Below are 22,611 nucleotides of genomic sequence, written 5' to 3'. Positions count from 1 at the left end.
CTTGCCGGAGAGAACGCCATCCGCCGCCACGGGAGCCCGTTTCGAGGGCTCCTGTGCTTTGCCCTACGGCTGGGAATATGGGGGATAGCGATCGTCCGGCACGCGCCGCTGGCTGCGTGGGTCCGGGCCATCCTCGGGAGCGTGTGGAGGATGCGGCGGGTCGACCTGCGGGTCGGCCAGGTCCGGCGAGTCGGGATCGAAACCCAGGTCCGGGTCGACATGCCGCGAATCGCCTGACGGCCGGACCGGGGTATCGCCGGACGCGGCGACAGGCTGCTCACTGAGGGGGACATGGCGGTTCATGATCACCTCCTGCGAATCTGGCTGAGACTTGGCAGTCTACGCGCAGCGGGCCGGAAGTCTCGTTCCTGCGCCCGCCAGCCGACAGCCGGAGCGGCGCAACGATCCCCGCGCAGACCCGCGATCTAGACCATGATCGCAAAGACCCGGCGGCCCATCTGTGACACCTTCGCGCGCTTTTTTCAGCGTCCCCGGAGTCACCGCATGCCCTCGCCCCTCTCCTCCAGTCCGCTCGCCCGCCTGAGCGCCCTCGCCCTGCTCGGTGGCATCGCCGCCCCGGCCAGCGCCGACTTCCTGGAGGACAGCAGCGCGCGCCTGGAATCGCGCACGTTCTACTTCAACCGCGACTTCCGTGATGGCAGCTCGTCGAACCCGCAGGGCGCCTCCAAGCGCGAGGAAACCGCGCAGGGCTTCATCCTCAATCTGCAGTCGGGCTACACCGAGGGCACCGTCGGCTTCGGCGTCGACGCCCTGGCCATGCTCGGCGTCAAGCTCGACTCCAGCCCCGCCGACAGCAACAGCGGCCTGCTGCCCTCCAGCGGCCACGACCCGCGCCACTCGGAAGACCAGTACGCCAAGGCCGGCGTCACCGGCAAGCTGCGCGTCTCCCGCACCCAGTTCAAGTACGGCGCCATGCTGCCGGACATGCCGCTGCTCAAGTACAACGACGGCCGCCTGCTGCCCAACATGTTCCATGGCGCGCAGCTGACCAGCGAGGAAATCGCCCACCTCAAGCTCACCGCCACACGCCTGGAACGCTACACCGCGCGCGACTCCACCGATGCCCAGGACGTACGCCTGAACTGCAAGAACAAGCGCTACGCCTGCGACACCACCGGCAACCGCTTCGACTCCTACCAGGCCGATTACCAGGTCAACGACCAGTTCCTGCTGCAGTACGCCCAGGGCGGGCTGGAGAACGTCTACCGCCAGCGCTACCTCGGCATCGTCGGCAAGCAATCGGTGGGCGCCGGCAAGGTCAGCGCCGACCTGCGCTGGTTCGACAGTGACGACAACGGCTCGGCCCGCGCCGGCGAAATCGACAACCGCGCGCTGAGCCTGCTGCTGTCCTACGCCCAGGGCGGCCACATCCTCAGCGCCGGCTGGCAGCGCATGAGCGGCGACAGTTCCATGCCCTACCTCGACGGCAGCAACCCCTACCTCGCCAACTACGTGCAGGTGAACGACTTCGCCAATGCCCGGGAACGCTCCTGGCAACTGCGCTACGACTTCGACCTGCGCAGCGTCGGCGTGCCGGGCCTGAGCTTCATGACCCGCTACGTCAACGGCGACCACATCGCCCTGGCCAATGGCGACGAGGGCAAGGAATGGGAGCGCGACGTGGAATTCAAGTACGTCATCCAGACCGGCACCTTCAAGGACCTCAGCCTGCGCCTGCGCAACGCCACCTACCGCACCAACTACGAACAGTCGGCGCGGGACGTGGATGAGGTCCGGCTGATCGCCAGCTACAACTTCTCGGTGCTCTGAAACCCGATCATTCGGCAGCCCATGCCGACGATCCTGCACAGGGTATATCCCTGTGAAACCGCGCCAGGGCTTCAACTGCCGTAGCAGCGGGGTTTGTCCGCAAAATTCATCGCGGTGGAATTCGATCCCACCAGGAGATGCCGTGGCACAGCGCATGGTTCGCAGGAGCAGGCTTGCCTGCAAACCGGCCAGCCCCACCTGCACCACCGTCGACCATGACCCGCCGGGCCGCTTCAGATTGCCGGCCCGGCGGGCGCTGTCTCACTTCTTGGCGGTGAGCGTGCTGTAGCTGGTGATCAGGTTGCGGTAGTCGGGGATGTGGTTGGAGAACAGCGCAGCCAGTCCTTCGATGTCGTTGCGCCAGTCGCGGTGCAGCTCACAGGCTACGCCGAACCAGGTCATCATCTGCGCGCCGGCGGCTTCCATGCGGCGCCAGGCGGCATCACGGGTGACTTCGTTGAAGGTGCCGGAGGCGTCGGCAACGACGAACACGTCGAAGCCCTCCTCCAGGGCCGACAAGGCCGGGAAGGCCACGCAGACCTCGGTCACCACGCCGGCGATGATCAGCTGTTTCTTGCCAGTGGCCTTCACCGCCTTGACGAAGTCCTCGTTGTCCCAGGCGTTGATGTTGCCGGGACGGGCGATGTAGGGCGCATCGGGGAACAGGTCCTTCAGCTCGGGAACCAGCGGGCCGTTGGGGCCGTTCTCGAAGCTGGTGGTGAGGATGGTCGGCAGCTTGAAATACTTGGCCAGGTCGGCCAGGGCCAGGACGTTGTTCTTGAACTTGTCCGGTTCGATGTCGCGCACCAGCGAGAGCAGACCGGCCTGGTGATCGACCAGCAATACGGCGGCCTGGGTCTTGTCGAGACGGACGTAGGGCTTGCTCATGGCGTTTCCTCGTTGCAGTGAAAGCCCGGCCGGGGCCGGACAGGGGTTGGATCAGCGCTGGGAGTCCAGCACTTCGTGTTCGGTCACCACCTGCTGGGCCTTGGTGTAGCTTTCGATCAGCAGGCGGTAGTGCGGGAAGATCAGGCTGTAGGCCTCGGCCCACTGCGCGGCGTCGGGGCGGTTCCAGGTACGCTGGATTTCCGAGGCGACGGCGGCGGTATCCATGGGCACCACGCCGGCCTGGACGACACGGGCCAGGGTGATTTCCTGCGCAGCCTTGGAATAGGTGCCGGAGGCGTCGATCACGGCGAACACCTTGTAGCCGGCATTCACTGCGGCAATCGCCGGGAAGGCCATGCACACGCTGGTGATGGTGCCGGCGATGACCAGGGTCTTCTTGCCGGTGGCCTCGACGGCAGCGACGAACTCGGGGTTGTCCCAGGCATTGATCTCGCCCTTGCGCGCCACGTATTGGGCATGGGGCGCGGCTTCGTGGATCTCGGGAATCAGCGGCCCGTTAGGCCCCTGCGGCACCGAGGCGGTGGTGATTACCGGGATCTTCGCCAGCGTGGCGATCCTGGCCAGGGTGATGGCGTTGTTGCGCAGCTCGGTCATGGGCATGTCCTTGACCGTCTGGAACAGACCGCTCTGGTGATCGATGAGCAGCATGGCGGTGTCGTCGGGATCGATCACCGGGCGCTGGCCGTTGAAGTTGGCAATCTGGTCGAAGTGGCTCATTTCGGGTTCTCCACGAAGGGCATCCGGCCCATAAAGCCCGCGCCTCCTGCGCGGGCGTTCATCCAGACTAGGCGACGCCTGAGTCGGGGGTGTGACATCAACGGGTCATCTGTCCGAAACGTCCGCGCTGGACGTCGACAATGGCCTGCTGGATTTCGCTTTCGCTGTTCATCACGAAGGGGCCGTAGCCGACGATGGGCTCGTTCAGCGGCTCACCGCTGAGCAGCAGCACCAGCGCGTCACTCTCGGCTTCGAGCAACAGGCTGTCGCCACGCCGGTCGAACAGCGCCAGTTGGCCTTCGTGCAGCGCTTCGCCGCCGCCCAGCCGGACGTTGCCGCGCAGCACCACCAGGGCGGTGTTGCGTCCGGCCTTGACCGCCAGCTCCAGCGGACGGCCCGGCTGCAGGTGCAAATCCCAGACATCCAGCGGGCTGAAGGTGTGGGCCGGGCCGTGGTGACCGGCGTAGTCACCGGCAATCACCCGCAGGCTGCCGGCTCCGTCGGCCAGGTCGATGCGCGGGATGTCGGCGGCCAGCAGTGTCTGGTAGGCCGGCGCGGTGCGCTTGTGGCGGGCCGGCAGGTTCACCCAGAGCTGGGCCATGTGCAGGTTGCCGCCGCTGCGGGCGAAGTCCGGCGAGTGGTATTCCTCGTGGAGGATGCCGTCGCCGGCCGTCATCCACTGCACGTCGCCAGGGCCGATGCGGCCACCACCGCCGCTGGAGTCGCGGTGCTCCAGTTCACCTTCGTAGACCAGCGTCACGGTCTCGAAGCCCCGGTGCGGATGCTGGCCGACGCCACGGCGCACCGTGCTGGGGCCGAAAGCGTGGGGCCCGGCATGGTCAAGCAGCAGGAAGGGACTGAGGTGCTCGCCCAGGCTGTCGTAGGAAAACAGCGTACGAACCGGGAAACCGTCACCGACCCAGTGCGGCCGGGCGGCGCTGTAGATGCCAAGAATCTGTTTCATGGGGTGCCTCCTGTCGTGCATGGAGGCCACGATACGATCGGAACAATTGCCCCGGTAGTCGGCAAAAATTACTATCAGTGTTCCATGAGAGGAACACTGCAATGGACGACCTCAACGACCTCTACTACTTCGCCCAGGTGGTCGAGCACGGCGGATTCACCCCGGCCGGGCGCGCCCTGGACGAGCCCAAGTCAAAGCTGAGCCGACGTATCGCTGCGCTGGAGGAACGCCTGGGCGTGCGGCTGATCCAGCGTTCGACGCGGCACTTCTCGGTGACCGAGATCGGCCAGGTGTTCTACCGGCACTGCGTGGCGATGCTGGTGGAAGCGGCGGCGGCCACCGAGGCCGTCGAGCAGCACCGCTCCGAACCACGTGGGGTGGTGAACCTGAGCTGCCCCACGGCGCTGCTGAACTTCTGGGTCGGCCCGATGCTGGCGCGCTTCATGGTGCAGTACCCGCTGGTGGAGCTGCATGTGCAGAGCACCAACCGCCAGGTGGACCTGATCCAGGAAGGCATCGACATCGCTCTGCGGGTGCGCTTCCCGCCGCTGGAAAGCAGTGATCTGGTGATGAAGGTGCTGGGCGAAAGCCGCCAGCGTGTGGTGGGCGCGCCGGCATTGCGCGAGCGCCTGCCGGCCAAGCCGAAACCCGCCGATGTGGCCGCCCTGCCGACGCTGCACTGGGGCGTGGTGCAGCGCGAATACACCTGGCAGCTGGACGGCCCCAAGGGCGCCAGCGCGCAGGTGCGCTACCGGCCGCGGATGGTCACCGACGATCTGGTCGCCCTGCGCCAGGCCGCGCTGGCGGGTGCCGGTGCGGTGCACATGCCGGCCGTGGTGGTCTGCGAGGACCTGAATGACGGCAAGCTGGTGAACCTGCTGCCGGACTGGGCACCGCGCACCGGCGTGGTCCATGCGGTGTTCCCTTCGCGGCGCGGGCTGCTGCCGTCGGTACGAACCTTGCTGGACTTTCTGGGCCAGGAGTTCGAGATGAGCGACATGTCCTAAGCAGACGCCCTTCAGGCCGGACAGAAAGTTCGCACTTCGACCCAGAATACGGGTCGACCCTGGAGGATATATGAGTCGGGAATAGGACGAATCTTTCTTCAGAAATGCCTGACATACCTTTTCGGCGACCAATCCTTACCATTTGTCGACATAAACGCCGTAACCAGTTCATCTGGTTGGAAATATCTGAGTAATGTCTACCTTGAATACTGCTGGAAGATTGTCGAGGAGCAGCCGGTATGGCTAAGAACCTGAAAGAGCGTGCCACGGTCATCTGCCGCCTCGACGACAAGATTCTCTTCGTACGCAAATCCAAGTCGAAATGGAACCTTCCCGGCGGCCGCATCGAGGCCGACGAACGCCCCGGCCAGGCCGCCACCCGCGAGCTGATCGAGGAGACCGGGCTGGCCATCGAACAGATGAACTACGTCGCGCCGCTGGAGCTGTACCAGACGCTGCACTACGTGTTCGAGACGCCGGTCGATCCGGCGCAGCAGCCCACTCCGCTGAACGAGATTGCCGACTGCCGCTGGTTCGCTCCCGAAGAGCTGGAGCGCCGCCGAGTCAACAAGTCCGCGCGGCGCCTGCTGCGCACCTGCCTGAAGGCCGGCTGATGGGCTGACGGACGGCGCGTATCAGGGTATCTTCAGCGCCTTCCTACAAGACCCATTCAGGATTCGCTTGCCCATGCTTCGCGCTGCCCTGCTCTGCACCACTGCGCTATTCGCCACTGCAATGAATTCCGGCCTGGCCCTCGCCCAGGTCGAGGTGAAGCCTGTGCAGCATTCCAAGGTCGGCGAAGTGCTGGCGGTACGGATCAGCGAGGAGATCGCTCCGGGCGACTACGAGCGCCTGTTCAGGGGGCTGCTGGCCAACCCGGGCAAGTTCGCCCGCAAGGTGGCCCTGCTGGACAGCATCGGCGGTAGCGCCGCTGAATCGATCAAGATGGGTCGCCTGCTGCGCGAGTCCGGCTTCGAGACCCTGGTGCCGACCAACAGCGTCTGCCAGGGCTCCTGCGTCTACCTGCTGGCCGCCGGCAAGCACCGTACGGTGCGCGGCTATGTAGGCCTGCATCGCCCGTACTACCCCGCTGGCGATTCGTCCCAGGCGGCGGGCAGCTACAACGCCCGCACCTATTTCCGCGACATGGACATCCCGCTGGAACTGGCCGACACCATGCAGAGCATCGACCCGCAGCGCATGCGCGTGCTGACGTCGGAGGAGCTGCAGCGCTATCGCCTGGGCGCAACGCCCAGCCAGATCAGCGCCCGCTGACGTTCAACGGCCACTGGTCCGCGTCGAGGTAACCCAGCAGGCGCGGCGTCTGGTCCTGTTCGCTGAGCACGAAGAGCGTCGAGGCATAGTCCGGGGTCGCCGGGTCGTCGACGCTGACCGAGTGCTCCAGGTCCTCGATACATTCACTGTGGGTCACCAGGATCAGGTTGCGATGCGCGACCTTGTGCTGCAGCGCCTGGTCCAGCATCGATCCTTCGCACTTGTACAACCAGGGCTGCTCCTGCGGCGTTGCGCCGAACATCGAGGAGGCCGTCTGGATGGCGCGCAACTGGTCGCTGCTGAGAATGTCGGCATTGGCCAGGCCGAGCGCGGCGAAATCCTGCCCGATCTCGTGGGCACTCTGCCCGCCTCGCACGGTGATGCCGCTGGCGTCGGCCATGCAGGGCGCGCTGGAGCGGTCACAGCGCTCGGCATGGCGCACCAGCACGATCAGGTCACCGCTCTGCCAGTGCTCGCGCAATTCAGCCTGGCGCTGGGCATCGCCTACCAAGGGGGTCGGCCTCGAGAAATCCAGCGGCAGGAAGCCACTGAGCAGGACGATCACCGGGAGGATTGCCAGCAAGGATAACCAACCGCGGGACAGTGATCTGAAGAACTTCGGGATGGGCATGGTTCAGGCCGTGCAGCTGAAAGAGGGTCCGCGTCCGTTTCCCACTTCGAAGGAGGGAGGCCCGACCCATCCCTGGGATGACCATCGCACTGCGGGGTTGTCAGATGGCGGGCGATCAAACCCTATCGCCGGATTCGTGAAGAACCCGTTATGAATTGCTGAAGAATCCGTCTCTCTCGGAAATGACCGTCTGTCGCCCCGTCGCATTCGACGCGCCAAGTTGCGCAATCAGCCGGTTTCAAGTCATCGCGCTGTGGTAGAACAAGGCACTGTGCCATCACCGAGCCGCCGCCATGCCGTACGACGCCTCCGCGGAAAATCCCGTCTACCAGACCCTCCTCGAATCCACCCGCGCCATCCCGTGGAAGATCGACTGGAGATCCATGACCTTCGCCTACATCGGTCCGCAGATCGAAGAACTTCTGGGCTGGAGCCAGGCCAGCTGGGTCAGCGCCAACGACTGGGCCGAGCGCATGCACCCGGAGGATCGCGAGCGGGTGGTGAACTTCTGCGTGTCGCAGTCCCGCGAGGGCACCGACCACGAGGCGGACTACCGCGCCCTCACCTCCTCCGGTGACTACGTGTGGATCCGCGATGTGGTGCACGTGGTGCGCGACGACAACGGCGAGGTGGATTCGCTGGTCGGCTTCATGTTCGACATCAGCGAGCGCAAGCGCGCCGAAGAGCAGCTGATCATGCTGCAGCGCCAGCTGGAGGAGTATTCGTACAAGGACGGCCTGACCGGCGTGGCCAACCGGCGCATGTTCGACTCGGTGCTGGACACCGAATGGGGCAGCGCACAGCGCAGCGGCCAGCCGCTTTCGCTGGTGCTGCTGGATATCGACTACTTCAAGCAGTTCAACGATCACTACGGACATATCCAGGGCGATGACTGCCTGCGCATCGTCGGCAAGGCGCTGGCCGGCGCGTTGCATCGGCCCAGGGACTTCATTGCGCGCTTCGGTGGCGAGGAGTTCGTGCTGGTGCTGCCGGAGACCGACAGCGAGGCCGCGCGGCAGATCGCCGAGCGGTGCCGCAGCGTGCTGCGCGAGCAGCGCATCGCCCACGTGAAGTCTGCCGTCTCCGACCTGCTGACCATCAGCCTGGGCGTCGGCACCGCCGTGCCCTCCTCCAGCGACCGTCCGCTGGACTTCGTCGCGGCGGTGGATCGCCTGCTCTACCAGGCCAAGCAGGCCGGACGCGACCGGCTGGTGGCAGCGCAGTGGAACCGCGGGGATGATTTGCGGCGCGATGCAGTGTCCTGAGCGCCCCGAGAATTTCCGCTCCGACAGTCCGGCGAGTCTTCATTCCGGACCTCGCCACACCCAATGCTCGCTGCGCATATTACGGAGACGTTCAAAACGTCTGTCCCGGACACGGCAATCAATCGCTATACAACCACGGCTGGGCCATATCGACTACGCCGGAGTCCAAACTGCTTGCAGGGTGCCCTCTTGAACCGGCGAGAGCCAGAGCAATGGCTAACTGACATCAACCTTGATAGAATCGCGGCTTTTTCATTTGGGGAGATTGTGGTGGCAGGGATGACGCGAAACCTATCCTTGGATTTTTTCCGAGGGGCATTCGCAATTGCGGTTGCACTGGGGCACTTTTATCACTGGAATGGGATAAGGAATATAGTGCCATCCTCCTTTATTCTGGCGGTGGACTTCTTCTTTATCCTGAGCGGATTCGTCCTTACTAAATCAGTTCTCGCCGACAAACGATCCGACTCCAACTGGTTCGTCAACTTTACAGAAAAGCGCTTCTACCGCATTTTTCCCACTTTCCTGTTTGTAGCTTTCGTACACTTCGTAATTCTAAAGATCACCAAAAACATCCCTTATCCAAGCGGGCTGGATCTATTCAGAATCACAACTCTTACACAACTCTTCCCATTTGGTGGCGGCGGAAACTATACATTCGAGCCAATGGGGGTGGGCTGGAGCATTTCCGCAGAATTCTGGCTTGGAATGATCTTCTTCGCCTTGATTCATGCATTGAAGGATAGGCACTCTGGCGTGTTGCTGTCATGTTTGATCCTGATATCCCTGTGGTTGGTCGTGCTCATCAGTAGAACTTCGCCAGCGCAAATGAATGCCCACTACCAATTATGGAACAATGGAATTCCTTTCGGATTCATTCGCTGCCTGGTTGGTTTCTGCCTGGGTGCCGCCGTGGCAATTCATGTCCGCTCTACGGAGATTTCCGAACTAAGCGAATCAATCATCCAGATCGTAGTTATTGGCGCCGGGCTTTATCTTTTTGCAAAAACCACGTGGATTGGCCGGGACTCCTTCATTGCACCGTTCATTTTCACCGTCCTGATCTACTCCCTTGCCAGTCAAGCAGGAATCATTTACCACATGACCAACAATAGGGTCGGTGACTTCCTAGGTAGAATTTCCTTTGCAGTTTACCTGGTACATCCCATCTTCGTGAAATTCGTCAAGGAGAATATGGACCTCACCAGCTGGTCCGCCGTCTTGTCATACTTAATGATGGTGATCGGAGCCAGTTATCTCGTTCACATATTCATAGAGCAACCTGCCATCGACTATGTGAACAGAAAGCAAAGGGCCTCACGCAGGAGTATCGCGACCGCTTGAGGCGACTTACAGACAAGAACGGCCAATTCCTGAAAATCAGCGTTTTTTACAGCGGAAGAATCAGCACGTCCAATAGTCGCCAAGCGACGCGCTGACTCTTCGACTGCCCGGCAGTCGCGCCAGAGCTGACTAAGCTCTATAGCCACACGCGCGTGCCGGCGGCAGCGCGGCGGCCTCACGAGGGTTGCCGCCCACTGCGCCAAACCGATGGATCACCTGGCCCGGAGCCGGCATTGCGTAGAGCCGACCCCGTAACCAGGACCCCTGACCATGCACGATATCGACCCCGTCGAAACCCAGGAATGGCTGGACGCGCTGGAATCCGTACTGGAAAAAGAAGGCGAAGAGCGCGCCCACTACCTGATGACTCGCCTCGGCGAGCTGGCCAGCCGAACCGGCACGCAACTGCCCTACGCCATCACCACGCCCTACCGCAACACCATCCCGGTGGGCCATGAGGCCCGCATGCCGGGCGACCTGTTCATGGAGCGGCGCATCCGTTCGCTGGTGCGCTGGAACGCGCTGGCCATGGTGATGCGCGCCAACCACAAGGACCCGTCGCTGGGCGGGCACATCTCCACCTTCGCTTCCTCGGCGACCCTCTACGACATCGGCTTCAACTACTTCTTCAATGGCCCCACCGAGGAACACGCCGGCGACCTGATCTACTTCCAGGGCCATGCCTCGCCGGGGTTCTACGCCCGCGCCTACATCGAGGGGCTGCTCACCGACGAGCAACTGGAGAACTTCCGCCAGGAGGTGGACGGCAAGGGTATTTCCTCCTACCCGCACCCCCGCCTGATGCCGAAGTTCTGGCAGTTCCCGACCGTCTCCATGGGCCTCGGACCGATCCAGGCGATCTACCAGGCGCGGTTCATGAAGTACCTGGAAAGCCGCGGGTTCATTCCCGCCGGCAAGCAGAAGGTCTGGTGCTTCCTGGGGGACGGCGAGACCGACGAGCCGGAATCCCTCGGCGCGATCTCCCTGGCCGGGCGCGAGAAGCTCGACAACCTGATCTTCGTGGTGAACTGCAACCTGCAGCGCCTGGACGGCCCGGTGCGCGGCAACGGCAAGATCATCCAGGAGCTGGAAGGGGTGTTCCGCGGCGCCAACTGGAACGTGATCAAGGTGATCTGGGGCCGCTTCTGGGATCCGCTGTTCGCCAAGGACACCGCCGGCCTGCTGCAGGCGCGGATGGACGAGGCGGTGGACGGCGACTACCAGAACTACAAAGCCAAGGACGGTGCGTTCGTCCGCGAACACTTCTTCGGCACACGGCCGGAATTGCTGGAGATGGTCAAGGACCTCTCCGACGAGGAAATCTGGAAACTCAACCGCGGCGGCCACGATCCCTACAAGGTCTACGCCGCCTACCACGCGGCGGTGAACCACAGCGGCCAGCCCAGCGTGGTGCTGGCCAAGACCATCAAGGGCTACGGCACCGGCACTGGCGAGGCGAAGAACATCGCCCACAACATCCACGAGATCGACGTGGACAGCCTGCGTGCCTTCCGGGACCGCTTCGATATCCCGATCAAGGACGCGGACCTGGCCAAGCTGCCCTTCTACCGCCCCGACCAAGGCAGCGCCGAGGCGCGCTACCTGAAGGAGCGCCGCGCTTCCCTGGGCGGCTTCATGCCCCACCGCCACGGCAACAGCCAGCGCATTCCGGCGCCGCCGCTGGAGACGCTCAAGGCGCTGCTCGACGGCTCTGGCGACCGGGAGATTTCCACCACCATGGCCTTCGTGCGGATCATCTCGCAGCTGGTCAAGGACAAGGAGCTGGGCCAGCGCATCGTGCCGATCATTCCCGACGAGGCGCGCACCTTCGGCATGGAAGGCATGTTCCGCCAGCTCGGCATCTACTCCTCGGTGGGCCAGCTGTACGAGCCGGTCGACAAGGAACAGCTGATGTTCTATCGCGAGGACAAGAAGGGCCAGATCCTCGAGGAAGGCATCACCGAGGCCGGTGCCATGTCGTCCTTCATCGCCGCCGGCACCGCCTACAGCAACTACCGCCAGCCGATGCTGCCGTTCTACATCTTCTATTCGATGTTCGGCTTCCAGCGCATCGGCGACCTGGCCTGGGCGGCCGGCGACAGCCTCACGCGCGGCTTCCTGCTGGGCGGTACCGCCGGGCGCACCACGCTCAACGGCGAAGGCCTGCAGCACGAGGACGGCCATAGCCACGTGCTGGCATCGGTGATCCCCAACTGCCGCACCTACGACCCGACCTACTCCTACGAGCTGGCGGTGATCATCCAGGAAGGCGTGCGGCAGATGATGGAGGAGCAGCAGGAGGTCTTCTACTACATCACCGTGATGAACGAGAACTACCCTCACCCGCCGCTGCCCAAGGGCGCCGAGGAAGGCATCATCAAGGGCATGTACCTGCTCGACGAGGACAAGCGCGCCGCCGCGCACCATGTGCAGTTGCTCGGCTCGGGCACCATCCTGCGCGAGGTCGAAGCCGCTGCGCGGATACTGCGTGAAGACTTCGGCATTGGCGCAGACGTCTGGTCGGTGCCCAGCTTCAATGAGCTGCGCCGCGACGGCCTCTCGGTGGAGCGCTGGAACCGCCTGCATCCGGGGCAGAAGCCGCGGCCCAGCTACATCGAGCAGTGCCTGGGCGGACGGCGCGGGCCAGTGGTGGCGTCCACCGACTACATGAAGGTCTACGCCGACCAGATTCGCCAGTGGGTGCCGACCAAGGAATACAAGGTGCTGGGCACTGACGGCTTCGGCCGTAGCGACACCCGCGCCAGGCTGCGCCACTTCTTCGAGGTGGACCGCCACTGGGTGGTGCTCGCCGCGCTGGAAGCCCTGGCCGATCGCGGCGACATCGAGCCGAAGGTGGTGGCCGAGGCCATTGCCAGATTCGGCCTCGACCCGGAAAAACCCAACCCGCTGAATTGCTGAGGAGAGGCACCGTGAGCGAGACCATTCGCGTACCCGACATCGGCAACGGCGAGGGCGAAGTCATCGAACTGCTGGTCAAGGTCGGCGACCGCATCGAGGCCGAGCAAAGCCTGCTGACGCTGGAATCCGACAAGGCCAGCATGGAGATTCCCGCGCCAAAAGCCGGCGTGGTGACAGCCATCAGGGTGAAGGTCGGCGACACCCTCAAGGAAGGCGATGAAATCCTCGAACTGGAAGCCGAGGGTGGCACCGCCCAAGCCAAGGCCGAGGAGCCAGCCGAACCCGCCGCCAAGGAACCCCAGCCCGCCGCCGCGCCTGCGCCGCAACCTGCGCCTTCCGGCGGCGGTGGCGTGGAAACCATCAAGGTGCCGGATATCGGCAACGGCCAGGGCGAGATCATTGAGCTCATGGTCAAGGTCGGCGACAGCATCGCGGCCGACCAGAGCCTGCTGACGCTGGAATCCGACAAGGCCAGCATGGAGATTCCCGCGCCCAGGGCCGGCGTGGTGAAAGCCATCAAGGTGAAGATCGGCGATACGCTCAAGGAAGGCGACGAGATACTCGACCTGGAAGTCGCGGGCGCAATTCCGGCTGCCGCGGCCGCAGAAAAGCCAGCCGCTGCGCCAGCGGCGCAAGCCGAATCACCCAAGGCGCCGGACGTCGCTCCGGTGGGCGCGCCGAGCCGCGACGGCACCAAGGTGCATGCCGGCCCAGCCGTGCGCATGGTTGCCCGCGAGTTCGGCGTCGACCTGGCGCAGGTTACCGGCACCGGACCCAAGGGCCGCATCCTCAAGGAGGACGTGCAGCAGTTCGTCAAGGAGCAACTGCAACGGAGCAAGTCTGGCGCCTCTGCAGGAGCGACCGGCGGCGCGGGGATTCCGCCGATCCCGGAAATCGACTTCAGCAAGTTCGGTGACGTGGAAGAAGTGGCCATGACCCGCCTGATGCAGGTCGGCGCCAGCAACCTGCACCGCAGCTGGCTGAACGTGCCCCACGTGACGCAGTTCGAGTCCGCCGACATCACCGAGGCGGAGGCCTTCCGCATCGCGCAGAAGGCGGCGGCGGAAAAGGCCGGGACCAAGCTGACCATCCTGCCGATCCTGCTCAAGGCCTGCGCCCACCTGCTGCGCGAGCTGCCGGACTTCAACAGCTCCCTCGCCCCCAGCGGCAAGGCGCTGATCCGCAAGCAGTACGTGCATATCGGCTTCGCCGTGGACACGCCGGACGGCCTGCTGGTGCCGGTGATCCGCGACGTCGACCAGAAGGGATTGCTGCAGTTGGCGCTGGAAGCTGCCGAACTGGCGGAGAAGGCGCGCACCAAGAAGCTCTCCGCCGACGCCATGCAGGGCGCCTGCTTCACTATTTCCAGCCTCGGGCACATCGGCGGCACGGGCTTCACGCCCATCGTCAACGCGCCGGAAGTGGCGATCCTCGGCGTAAGCAAGGCGACCATCCAGCCGGAGTGGGACGGCAAGGCCTTCCAGCCACGGCTGATGCTGCCGTTGTCGCTGTCCTACGACCACCGGGTGATCAACGGTGCCGCGGCGGCGCGGTTCACCCGGCGGCTGGGCGAAGTGCTGGGGGATATTCGCAGTTTGTTGCTATAGCGCCCTTCCCGGCGCTGTTCGCGAGCAAGCTCGCTCCTACGAAGAGCGGGTCGGATGCGCTTCCTGTAGGAGCGAGCTTGCTCGCGAACCTGTCACATCCGATCCAGCGGAATCCGCAGGTAGCGCACGCCGTTGGCCTCGGCCTCCGGCAGCACCCCGCCGCGCATGTTCACCTGGATCGACGGCCAGATCAGCGCCGGGGCGTTCAGCGTCGCATCGCGGGCCACGCGCATGGCGACGAAGGCATCCTCGTTGATACCGTCGTGGACATGCACGTTTTCCCTGCGCTCGCGCTCGACCGTGGTCTGGTGCTGGTGCTCCTCGCGCCCCTCCGTCAGGTAGTCGTGGCAGAGGAACAGCCGGGTCGAATCGGGCAGCGCGAACAGCCGCTGGATCGAACGGTACAACTGCCGCGCATCGCCGCCGGGGAAGTCGCAGCGGGCGGTGCCGTAGTCAGGCATGAACAGCGTGTCGCCGACGAAGGCCGCATCGCCGACAAGGTAGGTCATGCAGGCCGGCGTGTGGCCGGGAGTGTGCAGGGCTTCGGCGTGCAGGCTGCCGATGGTGAAGGCCTCCCCGTCCGCGAACAGGTGGTCGAACTGGCTGCCGTCGCAAGGGAAGTCTTCGCCCAGGTTGAACAGCCCGGCAAAGGTGCGCTGCACCTGGGCAATGCTGGAGCCGATGGCCAGGCGTCCGCCCAATTCACCCTTGAGCCAGGCCGATGCGGACAGGTGGTCCGCATGCAGGTGCGTTTCCAGCAGCCACTCCACCGTCAGCCCCTGCTCGCGCACGTAGGCCGCGATGCGCCGGGCGCTGTCATGGCCGACCCGGCCCGCAGCGGCGTCATAGTCCAGCACCGGGTCGACAATGGCGCAACGGCCCGTGGCGGGGTCGGCGACCACGTAGCTGTAGGTGGACGTGGCGGTATCGAAGAAGTGCTGGATGCGGGCGGTCATGCCGGGTTCCTTGCTGTCGGGGCCGAGGCGCCGAGCGGTTTCTCGTAGCGCCAGGCATCGCTGCCGTCTTCGTAGAAGCCGGCGCTGCGGGCAAAGCGGACGTAGCCGCTGCGCTCGTATAGGCCAATGGCGCTGGCGTTGTCGATGCGCACCTCCAGGCGCAGGCGCCGGCAACCGCGCGCCCTGGCCTGCTCTTCGCACCGCTCCAGCAGCGCACCGCCAAGGCCCTGCCCTCGCGCTTGCCGGGAAATCGCCAGGGAGTATAGGCGGGCGATGTCCGAGCCCCGTCTCAGCAGGAGCAACGCGTAGCCCAGCAACTCGCCATCACGGTCGGCGACCAGCAGGATGGCGCTGGGTGTTCCGATCAGCCGGCGAAAGCTGCGGCCACTGATGCGCTCCTGCTCGAAACACGCTTCTTCCAGCTCCCGCAAGTTTGCCAAATCGGTCGGCGCGGCAAGGCGATATAACAGCGACATGGGCACTCCGTAAAACTTTCGTAATGAACCGGGACATTTCCTGAAGTTACTGCTTAATAGACACACGGCAACTTTCAGACAGGTCCGTGAACAATGTCTTCGCTACACACTAACTTCCATGAAAAGTTCAGCGCAAGTTCCCTGCATGTCGTTACCAACACCTCTGCGCAGCCTCCTTCAGCCAGGGCCAGCCAGGTTCTGATCATCGTCGAGCGCAAGGAAGACTGGGCGTCCTATATTCCCAGCGAAGATATGCTGAGCGCCCGCGAGTATCTGGAAGGCTCGCACCAGTTCGAATCGGGAAAGCGCTTCCAGGTCATCAACCTGTGCCGCCACTATAAATATCTTGGCCACGGTTATTACTGTTCACTATTGGCCGAAGCGCGGGGCCACAAGGTGATTCCGTCGGTACGCACCATCAGCGAACTGGCGAAGAAATCCCTCTACGGCCTGGCCCTGGACGGCCTGGAAAGATCCCTGGAAAAAGCCCTCGCCCAGCATCCCTGCGCCAGCACCGACGGCTTCACCCTGCGCCTGTATTTCGGCCATACCGACCTTGAGCCGCTGCAGCCCCTCGCCCGCCAACTGTTCGAGGCATTCCCCTGCCCCATCCTGCTGGTGGACTTCCGCCGCACCGACGCCTGGCACATCGCGGGAATCCGCCCCGGCGCGCTGCACAAGCTGCGCGATAACCAGGAGGACCAGTTCGCCGACGCCCTCGACCGCTTCAGCCGGCGCGTCTGGCGCCAGCCCAATTCGCGGCGCCTGGCGCGCTACGACCTGGCCATCCTGCACAACCCGGCGGAAAGCCTGCCGCCCTCGAATGCCGGCGCCCTGGAAGGCTTCGTCCGGGTCGGCCGGCAACTGGGCATCGACGTCGAGCTGATCGAAAAGAAGGACTACGCGCGGCTGGCCGAGTTCGACGCGCTGCTGATCCGCGAGACCACCAGCGTTGACGACCACACCTATCGCTTCGCCAAGAAGGCCGAGAGTGAGGGGCTGATCGTGATGGACGACCCGGCGTCGATCCTGCGCTGCACCAACAAGGTCTATCTCACCGACCTGCTGCGCAGCCACGGCCTGGGCATGCCGGCCACGGAAATCCTCTACAAGGACAACCCGCAGGAACTGGAGCGCGTCGGTGCGCGGCTGGGCTTCCCGCTGGTGCTGAAGATCCCCGACGGCTGCTTCTCCCGTGGCGTCTACAAGGTCGAGGACGCCCAGCAACTGCACAGCGTGAGCGCCGAGCTGTTCGGGCACTCGGTGCTGCTGCTCGCCCAGGAGTACCTCTACACCGAGTTCGACTGGCGCATCGGCATCCTCAACCGCCAACCGCTGTTCGCCTGCCAGTACTTCATGTCCCGCGGGCACTGGCAGATCGTCCAGCACAAGGCCGACGGCGAGGTGATCGGCGAGTGCCGCACGCTGCCGGTGGAAAGCGCGCCGCCCGCCGCCGTGGAGCTGGCACTGAAGACCGCCAACCTGATCGGCGACGGCCTTTACGGCGTCGACCTGAAGGAGGTGGACGGCGAAGTGGTGGTCATCGAAGTGAACGACAACCCCAACCTCGACGCCGGCATCGAGGATGCCTGCCTCAAGGACGACCTCTACCGCCGGGTGCTGGAGGAATTCATCCGCCGCCTGGAGCTCAAGCGCCGCGGGCAGGCGCTCTGAGCGCACCGCCCAGGGAGAAGCCCATGGAAGCCACGCATATCGGCCTGACCATCCTGATCGCCATCGTCGTGTTCGGCACCGCGATCAACTATTTCGACCACCGCATGAAGCCACGCGAGGTACGCGAACAGGCCAGGCGCAAGGCTCAGCCAAAGCGCACACAGTAGATCGGCGGCAGGTTGGCGGACAGGCATTGCCAGTGGTCCCCACCGTTCTCCGACAGCCACAGGCCGCCGGTGGTGGAGCCCATCGCCAGGCACACGCCATCGTCATCCACCGCCAGGCCGTGGCGATACACCAGGTCGAAGGCGGCGCCCTGCGGCAAGCCACTGTCGAGCACCTCGAAACTGGCACCGCCGTCGCGGGTGCGGGTGACGACGAAGCGGGCATCCACCGGAATCCGGCAGACGTCCTTCACGGCGGGAACGAACCAGGCGGTGTCCGGCTGGGTCGGGTGGACGGCGACGGCGAAACCGAAGCTCGACGGCTTGACCTGCACGTCGCTCCAGCGCTCGCCACCGTCGGTGGAGGTGAAGATGCCGTTGTGGTGCTGCACCCACAGGCGCTGCGGCTGCGCGGGGCACTGGACCAGGCGGTGCGGGTCCTGGATGGCGCCCTCCTCGCGCAGCTCCGGCGGCATGTAGTCGGCGTACATGCCGCTGGTGGTGAGGCGCCAGCTGGCCCCGCCATCGTCACTCTGCCAAACGCCTCCGCAGGACACGGCAACAGTCAGGTGCTGGCTGTCACGCGGGTCGACGCTGACCGAGTGGATGCCCGGCCAGTCATAGCCGCCGCCCATCCAGCGCGAGCGCTCGGGCACATCCCAGAGCGGGCGATTGAGCTCCCAGCTGTTGCCGCCGTCGTTGCTGCGGAACAGGCCGCCGGGAATGGTGCCGGCCCAGAGCACGCCGGGTTCGGCGGCTCCACCGGTTTCCAGGCACCAGATCTGTTGCAGGGTCCAGGGCGCGGGCGGTGCTTCACCTTGCTTTGGCTCGGGCAGCGGATCGGGTTGCGGCGGATAGGTCGGTACGGCTATCTCCTGCCAGTCCTCGCCGGAGCGCTGACGCCACAGCTTGCAGCCGAAGTGCCCGAGGTTGAGGGCGGCGTAGAGGGTTTCATCACGCGGATCGGCGAGCACCGTGCTCAGCGGTTCGCCGATGAACTCCCGACAGGTCTCCTGCCAGCCGTCCGCGCCGCGCTGGAAGGTGAACAACCCTTTGCGGGTCGCCACCAGCAATCGATCATCCATCCTGCTCTCCTGAAAGGCCGCTTGGTCTTCAACCGCCGCTCAATGCCTGGACCACGTAGACCTCGCTGTCCGCCGCCAGCGCATCGCTGAGGCGGGCGCGGTCACGCAGGCGCAATCCGTCGATGAAGATCGTCAGGTGCCGGCGCAGCCCGCCCTGGTCGTCGAGCAGGTAGCCGCGCAGTTTCGGCGCTTCGACAAATACCGCTTCCAGCGCGCCGGACAACGTGTCCGCCGTCAGCTCACGCTCCTCGAGGGGGACGTGACGCTGGATCGACGGGGCGAAGGCGATACGGCACATGGGCGAACTCGCAACGGGCGCTGACTGCACCAGTCTAGGGCAGGTGCGACGGGTGTTCCGAGCGCTTCGACGGGATGCGCGATGGCCGCGGGAGCGGCTCTGGAACGGCCTTCGCGGCGGTCCTTCCCCGGCATTCAGTTTCGATAAAACGAAACCAAACGTCGTGAAAATCACATTTAACAAACCCATACGCCGTGCGAGTCTGCGGAAATCGTCAGCCAAATCCTTCGACATGCACCTGCTCGTTTCGCCCGCACCGCTGGAACCCGTCGCCGCCCGCAAGGCCGGCAGCGCTGTCCGCCTGCCGCGCAAACATGCCCGCTGGCTCGAACTGCAACCGCTGACCCTGCCTCTGGAACTGGCCTTCTGGGCGCTCTGGCATTGCCGCCACGCGCGCCCGCCGGATAGCGCCTCTCGCTGACCGGGCACCCGCCCGACTTCGCCCGACGGAACTACGCTCACTCAAGGCCTGCGCGCCTTCAGAACAAGACGTAGCCCGTTGCATCGCTTGCCTGCCTTCAATCCCGTGCCCGTCGGCGCGGCCCTGGCCTGCAGGTCGTCAGCGCATCCGCGTGGATGCTAACGAGAGCCCCATGAATTTCGCCTCCGTGCAAGAAGCCCAGTATTTCCTGGCCCAGAACCCCGATATCGAGATGGTCGAGCTGTTCATCCTCGACGCCAACGGCGTGCCGCGCGGCAAGCTGCTGCACCGCGAGGAGCTGCTCGCCGTGTACCAGTCCGGCCGGCCGCTGCCCAGCACCATCCTCGGCCTCACCCTGCACGGCGAGGATGTGGAGGATTCCGGGCTGGTCTGGGATGTCGGCGATATCGACTGCCGCGCCTACCCGCTGGCCGGCAGCCTGGTGCGCCTGCCCTGGCGGCAGATTCCCACGGCGGCGGTGCAGGTCAGCATGCACCCCGAAGAAGGCAAGCCGGCGGACATCGCTGACCCGCGCCATGTGCTGATCCACGTGATCGACGGCCTCAAGGCCGCTGGCTACCACCCGGTGATGGCCTGCGAGCTGGAGTTCTACCTGCTGGACGCCAAGCGCGACGCCAACGGCCGCCCGCAACCGGCACTGGATGCCGACGGCGGCCGCCCGCGCGCCACGCAGGTCTACGGCCTGCGCGAGCTGGAGCAGATCGAACCCTTCCTCGCCGACCTCTATGCCGCGTGCAAGGCCCAGGGCATCCCGGCGCGCACGGCGATCTCCGAATACGCGCCGGGCCAGGTGGAAATCACCCTGGAACACGGCGACGCGCTGCTCGCCATGGACCAGGCCGTGCGCTACAAGCGCCTGGTGAAAGGCGTGGCGCACAAGCACGGCATGCAGGCCTGCTTCATGGCCAAGCCGTTCGACGACCTCGCTGGCACCGGCATGCACATGCACGTGTCCCTGGCCGACGCCGACGGCAACAACCTCTATGCCAGCGAAGACCCGGCCGGCACTCCGCTGCTGCGCCAGTCCGTGGGCGGCATGCTGAAAAGCCTGCTCGACTCGCTGCTGCTGTTCTGCCCCAACGCCAACTCCTACCGCCGCTTCCAGGCCAACAGCTACGCGCCGCTGGCGCCGACCTGGGGCTGCGACAACCGCACCGTCAGCCTGCGCGTGCCCGGCGGCCCGGCCAACACCCGCCATGTGGAGCACCGTATCTGCGGCGCCGACGCCAACCCCTACCTGGCCGCGGCAGCCATCCTCGCCGGCATCCATCGCGGCATCCGCGAGGAGATCGATCCGGGCGCACCGGTGGAAGGCAACGGCTACGCCCAGGCCAAGGAACTGCTGCCCACCGACTGGCTCACCTCGCTGCGCGCGCTGGAGCGCTCCAGCTGGGCGCGCGATGCGCTGGGGCACGAATTCCTCGGCGTCTACCTGAAGGTCAAGCAGGCCGAGTACCGCCAGTTCATGGGCGAGGTCGGCGAGCAGGACTGGCGCTGGTATCTGACGCAGGCGTGAAAGCATCGTGCAACTGCTTGCAAGCCCCTCTCCCCGGCCCTCTGACTGGGCGTCCCCCCCATGAAGGGAGAGGGGGTATCCGTGCCGCGAGAAGAAATGCGTCACTCGACGCAACGAAACTGCCGGCAAACGACGATTTGAAGTCCCGCTCCGATCAGTCCCCTCTCCCTTCAGGGAGAGGGCCAGGGAGAGGGAAAGGAACAACAAGGGAAACACAAAAATGAACGCTGCACTGAACCCCGCCACTCCCGCCCCCGAGCGCGCGAAGTCCTATTACTCCGCGAGCCTCAACGAAGAAACCGGCTACCCCACGCTGCAGGGCGAGGTGAACGTCGACATCGCCATCATCGGCGGCGGCTTCACCGGTGTTGCCACTGCCGTGGAGCTGGCCGAGCGCGGCTACAAAGTCGCCATCGTCGAGACCAACAAGGTCGGCTGGGGCGCCAGCGGGCGCAACGGCGGACAGGTCACCGGCAGCCTCTCCGGCGACTCTGCCATGGAGAAACAGATGCGCCAGTGGCTCGGCGACGACGTCGACGATTTCATCTGGCACCTGCGCTGGCGCGGCCACGAGATCATCAAGAGCCGCGTGGAGAAATACGGCATCCAGTGCGACCTGAAGTTCGGCCACCTGCATGCGGCGATGAAGCAGTCGCACATGGACGAACTGAAGGCCACCTTCGATGACGCCAAGCGCCGTGGCATGGGCGACGAGATCAGCCTGCTGGACGGCGCCGGCGTGCGCGCGCACCTGGAAAGCGACCTCTACTGCGGCGCGATCAAGAACACCCGCAACATGCACCTGCACCCGCTCAACCTGTGCATCGGCGAGGCCAAGGCCGCCGCCAGCCTGGGCGCGCTGATCTTCGAGCACTCCGAAGTGCTGGACATCGTCCACGGCCCGCGCCCGGCGGTGGTTACCTCCGGCGGGCGGATCAACGCCGCGCAGGTGATGCTGGCCGGCGACGTCTACCACAAGCTGGAGCGCAAGCAGCTCAAGGGCATGATCTTCCCGGCCATGGGCGGCATCGTCACCACCAAGCCGCTGGGCGAACTGGCCAAGCGCATCAACCCGCAGGACCTGGCCGTCTACGACTGCCGCTTCGTGCTCGACTACTACCGCATGACCGGCGACGGCCGCCTGCTGTTCGGCGGCGGCGCCAACTACTCGGGCCGCGACTCCCGAGACATCGCCGGCGAACTGCGCCCGTGCATCGAGCGCACCTTCCCGGCGCTAAAGGGCGTGGACATCGAGTTCCAGTGGAGCTGCGCCATGGGCATCGTGATGAACCGCATCCCGCAGCTGGGCAAGCTGTCGGAGAACGTCTGGTACTGCCAGGGCTACTCCGGCCACGGCGTGGCGACCACCCACATCATGGGCGAGATCATGGCCACGGCGATGACCGGCGACCTGGAGAAGTTCGACACCTTCGCCCAGTGCAAGCACATCCGCGTGCCCATGGGCGACGTGTTCGGCAACCCGATGCTGGCGGCGGGCATGTGGTACTACCAGATGATGGAGAAGCTGCGCTGATACGCACCTGAATCCGGCGCTCCCTTGTAGGAGCGGG

Annotated in this window: 22 protein-coding genes; 13 read left to right on the top strand and 9 right to left on the bottom strand. The window is 64.9% G+C overall.

All coding sequences use genetic code 11. From position 1 onward, the window contains the following. Positions 1 to 63: 63 nt before the first annotated feature. Positions 64 to 303 carry a DUF6021 family protein gene (locus tag UB43_RS29040; protein ID WP_082085779.1) on the bottom strand — a complete coding sequence of 80 codons (240 nt, stop codon included), beginning with the start codon at positions 301 to 303 and terminating at the stop codon, positions 64 to 66. A 201-nt stretch (positions 304 to 504) separates the two neighbouring features. Here UB43_RS29040 and UB43_RS05000 point away from each other — a divergent pair, with 201 nt between their 5' ends. Continuing rightward, on the top strand, positions 505 to 1,791 hold the full coding sequence (locus tag UB43_RS05000; RefSeq protein ID WP_045209195.1) for an OprD family porin: 1,287 nt from the start codon (positions 505 to 507) through the stop codon (positions 1,789 to 1,791). A gap of 261 nt (positions 1,792 to 2,052) precedes the next feature. Here UB43_RS05000 and ycaC read toward each other — a convergent pair whose 3' ends face one another. The 3 genes from ycaC to UB43_RS04985 all read right to left on the bottom strand — a co-directional run bounded on the left by ycaC (position 2,053) and on the right by UB43_RS04985 (position 4,381). Continuing rightward, positions 2,053 to 2,679, bottom strand: coding sequence for an isochorismate family cysteine hydrolase YcaC (ycaC, locus tag UB43_RS04995; RefSeq protein WP_045209191.1), 627 nt, complete (start codon positions 2,677 to 2,679; stop codon positions 2,053 to 2,055). 51 nt (positions 2,680 to 2,730) lie between these two features. After that, entirely contained in the window at positions 2,731 to 3,417 is a 687-nt protein-coding gene (locus UB43_RS04990) for a hydrolase (protein WP_045209189.1), read from the bottom strand. A gap of 97 nt (positions 3,418 to 3,514) precedes the next feature. Then, positions 3,515 to 4,381: a pirin family protein gene (locus tag UB43_RS04985; protein ID WP_045209187.1), complete on the bottom strand. Its 867-nt coding sequence runs from the start codon at positions 4,379 to 4,381 to the stop codon at positions 3,515 to 3,517. A 101-nt stretch (positions 4,382 to 4,482) separates the two neighbouring features. Here UB43_RS04985 and UB43_RS04980 point away from each other — a divergent pair, with 101 nt between their 5' ends. From UB43_RS04980 to UB43_RS04970, 3 genes are all read left to right on the top strand, one after another. Then, positions 4,483 to 5,388 (top strand): LysR family transcriptional regulator, encoded by a 906-nt coding sequence (locus UB43_RS04980; protein ID WP_045209185.1) that lies wholly within the window; start codon positions 4,483 to 4,485, stop codon positions 5,386 to 5,388. Positions 5,389 to 5,627: 239 nt separating this feature from the next. Further along, positions 5,628 to 6,002: an NUDIX hydrolase gene (locus UB43_RS04975; protein ID WP_082085778.1), complete on the top strand. Its 375-nt coding sequence runs from the start codon at positions 5,628 to 5,630 to the stop codon at positions 6,000 to 6,002. 73 nt (positions 6,003 to 6,075) lie between these two features. Continuing rightward, the gene (locus UB43_RS04970; protein ID WP_045209183.1) at positions 6,076 to 6,663 is read left to right on the top strand and encodes a periplasmic-like protein; all 588 of its coding nucleotides are present in this window, start codon (positions 6,076 to 6,078) and stop codon (positions 6,661 to 6,663) included. Here the strand turns inward: UB43_RS04970 and UB43_RS04965 are convergent. After that, the gene (locus UB43_RS04965) at positions 6,650 to 7,246 is read right to left on the bottom strand and encodes a histidine phosphatase family protein (RefSeq protein WP_256204896.1); all 597 of its coding nucleotides are present in this window, start codon (positions 7,244 to 7,246) and stop codon (positions 6,650 to 6,652) included. The two genes, UB43_RS04970 and UB43_RS04965, sit on opposite strands and share 14 nt — an antisense overlap. A 341-nt stretch (positions 7,247 to 7,587) precedes the next feature. On the opposite strand from UB43_RS04965, the gene UB43_RS04960 reads away from it, so the two are divergent. The 4 genes from UB43_RS04960 (at position 7,588) to aceF (ending at position 14,429) form a co-directional block, all read left to right on the top strand. Beyond that, on the top strand, positions 7,588 to 8,559 hold the full coding sequence (locus UB43_RS04960) for a sensor domain-containing diguanylate cyclase (RefSeq protein ID WP_045209180.1): 972 nt from the start codon (positions 7,588 to 7,590) through the stop codon (positions 8,557 to 8,559). Between the two features lie 174 nt (positions 8,560 to 8,733). After that, positions 8,734 to 9,903: an acyltransferase gene (locus UB43_RS28785; protein WP_177329772.1), complete on the top strand. Its 1,170-nt coding sequence runs from the start codon at positions 8,734 to 8,736 to the stop codon at positions 9,901 to 9,903. A gap of 270 nt (positions 9,904 to 10,173) precedes the next feature. Beyond that, positions 10,174 to 12,822: a pyruvate dehydrogenase (acetyl-transferring), homodimeric type gene (aceE, locus tag UB43_RS04950; RefSeq protein WP_045209178.1), complete on the top strand. Its 2,649-nt coding sequence runs from the start codon at positions 10,174 to 10,176 to the stop codon at positions 12,820 to 12,822. Positions 12,823 to 12,833: 11 nt separating this feature from the next. After that, the gene (gene aceF / locus UB43_RS04945; RefSeq protein WP_045209176.1) at positions 12,834 to 14,429 is read left to right on the top strand and encodes a dihydrolipoyllysine-residue acetyltransferase; all 1,596 of its coding nucleotides are present in this window, start codon (positions 12,834 to 12,836) and stop codon (positions 14,427 to 14,429) included. A gap of 92 nt (positions 14,430 to 14,521) precedes the next feature. Here the strand turns inward: aceF and UB43_RS04940 are convergent, their stop codons facing one another. Both UB43_RS04940 and UB43_RS04935 read right to left on the bottom strand, forming a co-directional pair. Continuing rightward, complete coding sequence (locus UB43_RS04940) at positions 14,522 to 15,385, bottom strand: MBL fold metallo-hydrolase (protein WP_045209175.1); 864 nt, start codon at positions 15,383 to 15,385, stop codon at positions 14,522 to 14,524. After that, positions 15,382 to 15,861 carry an N-acetyltransferase gene (locus tag UB43_RS04935; protein ID WP_045209174.1) on the bottom strand — a complete coding sequence of 160 codons (480 nt, stop codon included), beginning with the start codon at positions 15,859 to 15,861 and terminating at the stop codon, positions 15,382 to 15,384. The genes UB43_RS04940 and UB43_RS04935 overlap by 4 nt, the downstream gene beginning before the upstream one ends. A 93-nt stretch (positions 15,862 to 15,954) precedes the next feature. Here UB43_RS04935 and UB43_RS04930 point away from each other — a divergent pair, with 93 nt between their 5' ends. Both UB43_RS04930 and UB43_RS29500 read left to right on the top strand, forming a co-directional pair. Continuing rightward, positions 15,955 to 17,535 (top strand): RimK family protein, encoded by a 1,581-nt coding sequence (locus UB43_RS04930; RefSeq protein ID WP_045209172.1) that lies wholly within the window; start codon positions 15,955 to 15,957, stop codon positions 17,533 to 17,535. A 23-nt stretch (positions 17,536 to 17,558) separates the two neighbouring features. Next, positions 17,559 to 17,702 (top strand): hypothetical protein, encoded by a 144-nt coding sequence (locus tag UB43_RS29500; RefSeq protein ID WP_156160346.1) that lies wholly within the window; start codon positions 17,559 to 17,561, stop codon positions 17,700 to 17,702. On the opposite strand, the gene UB43_RS04925 is transcribed toward UB43_RS29500, so the two are convergent. Next, complete coding sequence (locus UB43_RS04925) at positions 17,681 to 18,784, bottom strand: sialidase (protein ID WP_045209171.1); 1,104 nt, start codon at positions 18,782 to 18,784, stop codon at positions 17,681 to 17,683. The two genes, UB43_RS29500 and UB43_RS04925, sit on opposite strands and share 22 nt — an antisense overlap. Before the next feature lie 28 nt (positions 18,785 to 18,812). Further along, entirely contained in the window at positions 18,813 to 19,082 is a 270-nt protein-coding gene (locus UB43_RS04920) for a MoaD/ThiS family protein (RefSeq protein ID WP_045209170.1), read from the bottom strand. Positions 19,083 to 19,314: 232 nt separating this feature from the next. On the opposite strand from UB43_RS04920, the gene UB43_RS04915 reads away from it, so the two are divergent. From UB43_RS04915 to UB43_RS04905, 3 genes are all read left to right on the top strand, one after another. Further along, on the top strand, positions 19,315 to 19,503 hold the full coding sequence (locus tag UB43_RS04915) for a hypothetical protein (RefSeq protein WP_045209169.1): 189 nt from the start codon (positions 19,315 to 19,317) through the stop codon (positions 19,501 to 19,503). A gap of 172 nt (positions 19,504 to 19,675) precedes the next feature. Next, entirely contained in the window at positions 19,676 to 21,040 is a 1,365-nt protein-coding gene (locus UB43_RS04910) for a glutamine synthetase family protein (RefSeq protein WP_045209167.1), read from the top strand. Between the two features lie 220 nt (positions 21,041 to 21,260). Continuing rightward, positions 21,261 to 22,574 (top strand): FAD-binding oxidoreductase, encoded by a 1,314-nt coding sequence (locus UB43_RS04905; protein ID WP_045209164.1) that lies wholly within the window; start codon positions 21,261 to 21,263, stop codon positions 22,572 to 22,574. Positions 22,575 to 22,611: the final 37 nt, after the last annotated feature.

It is taken from the genome of Pseudomonas sp. 21, from assembly GCF_000955805.1.
Lineage (GTDB): Bacteria > Pseudomonadota > Gammaproteobacteria > Pseudomonadales > Pseudomonadaceae > Pseudomonas.
This window is presented reverse-complemented; position numbering and strand designations above follow the sequence as displayed.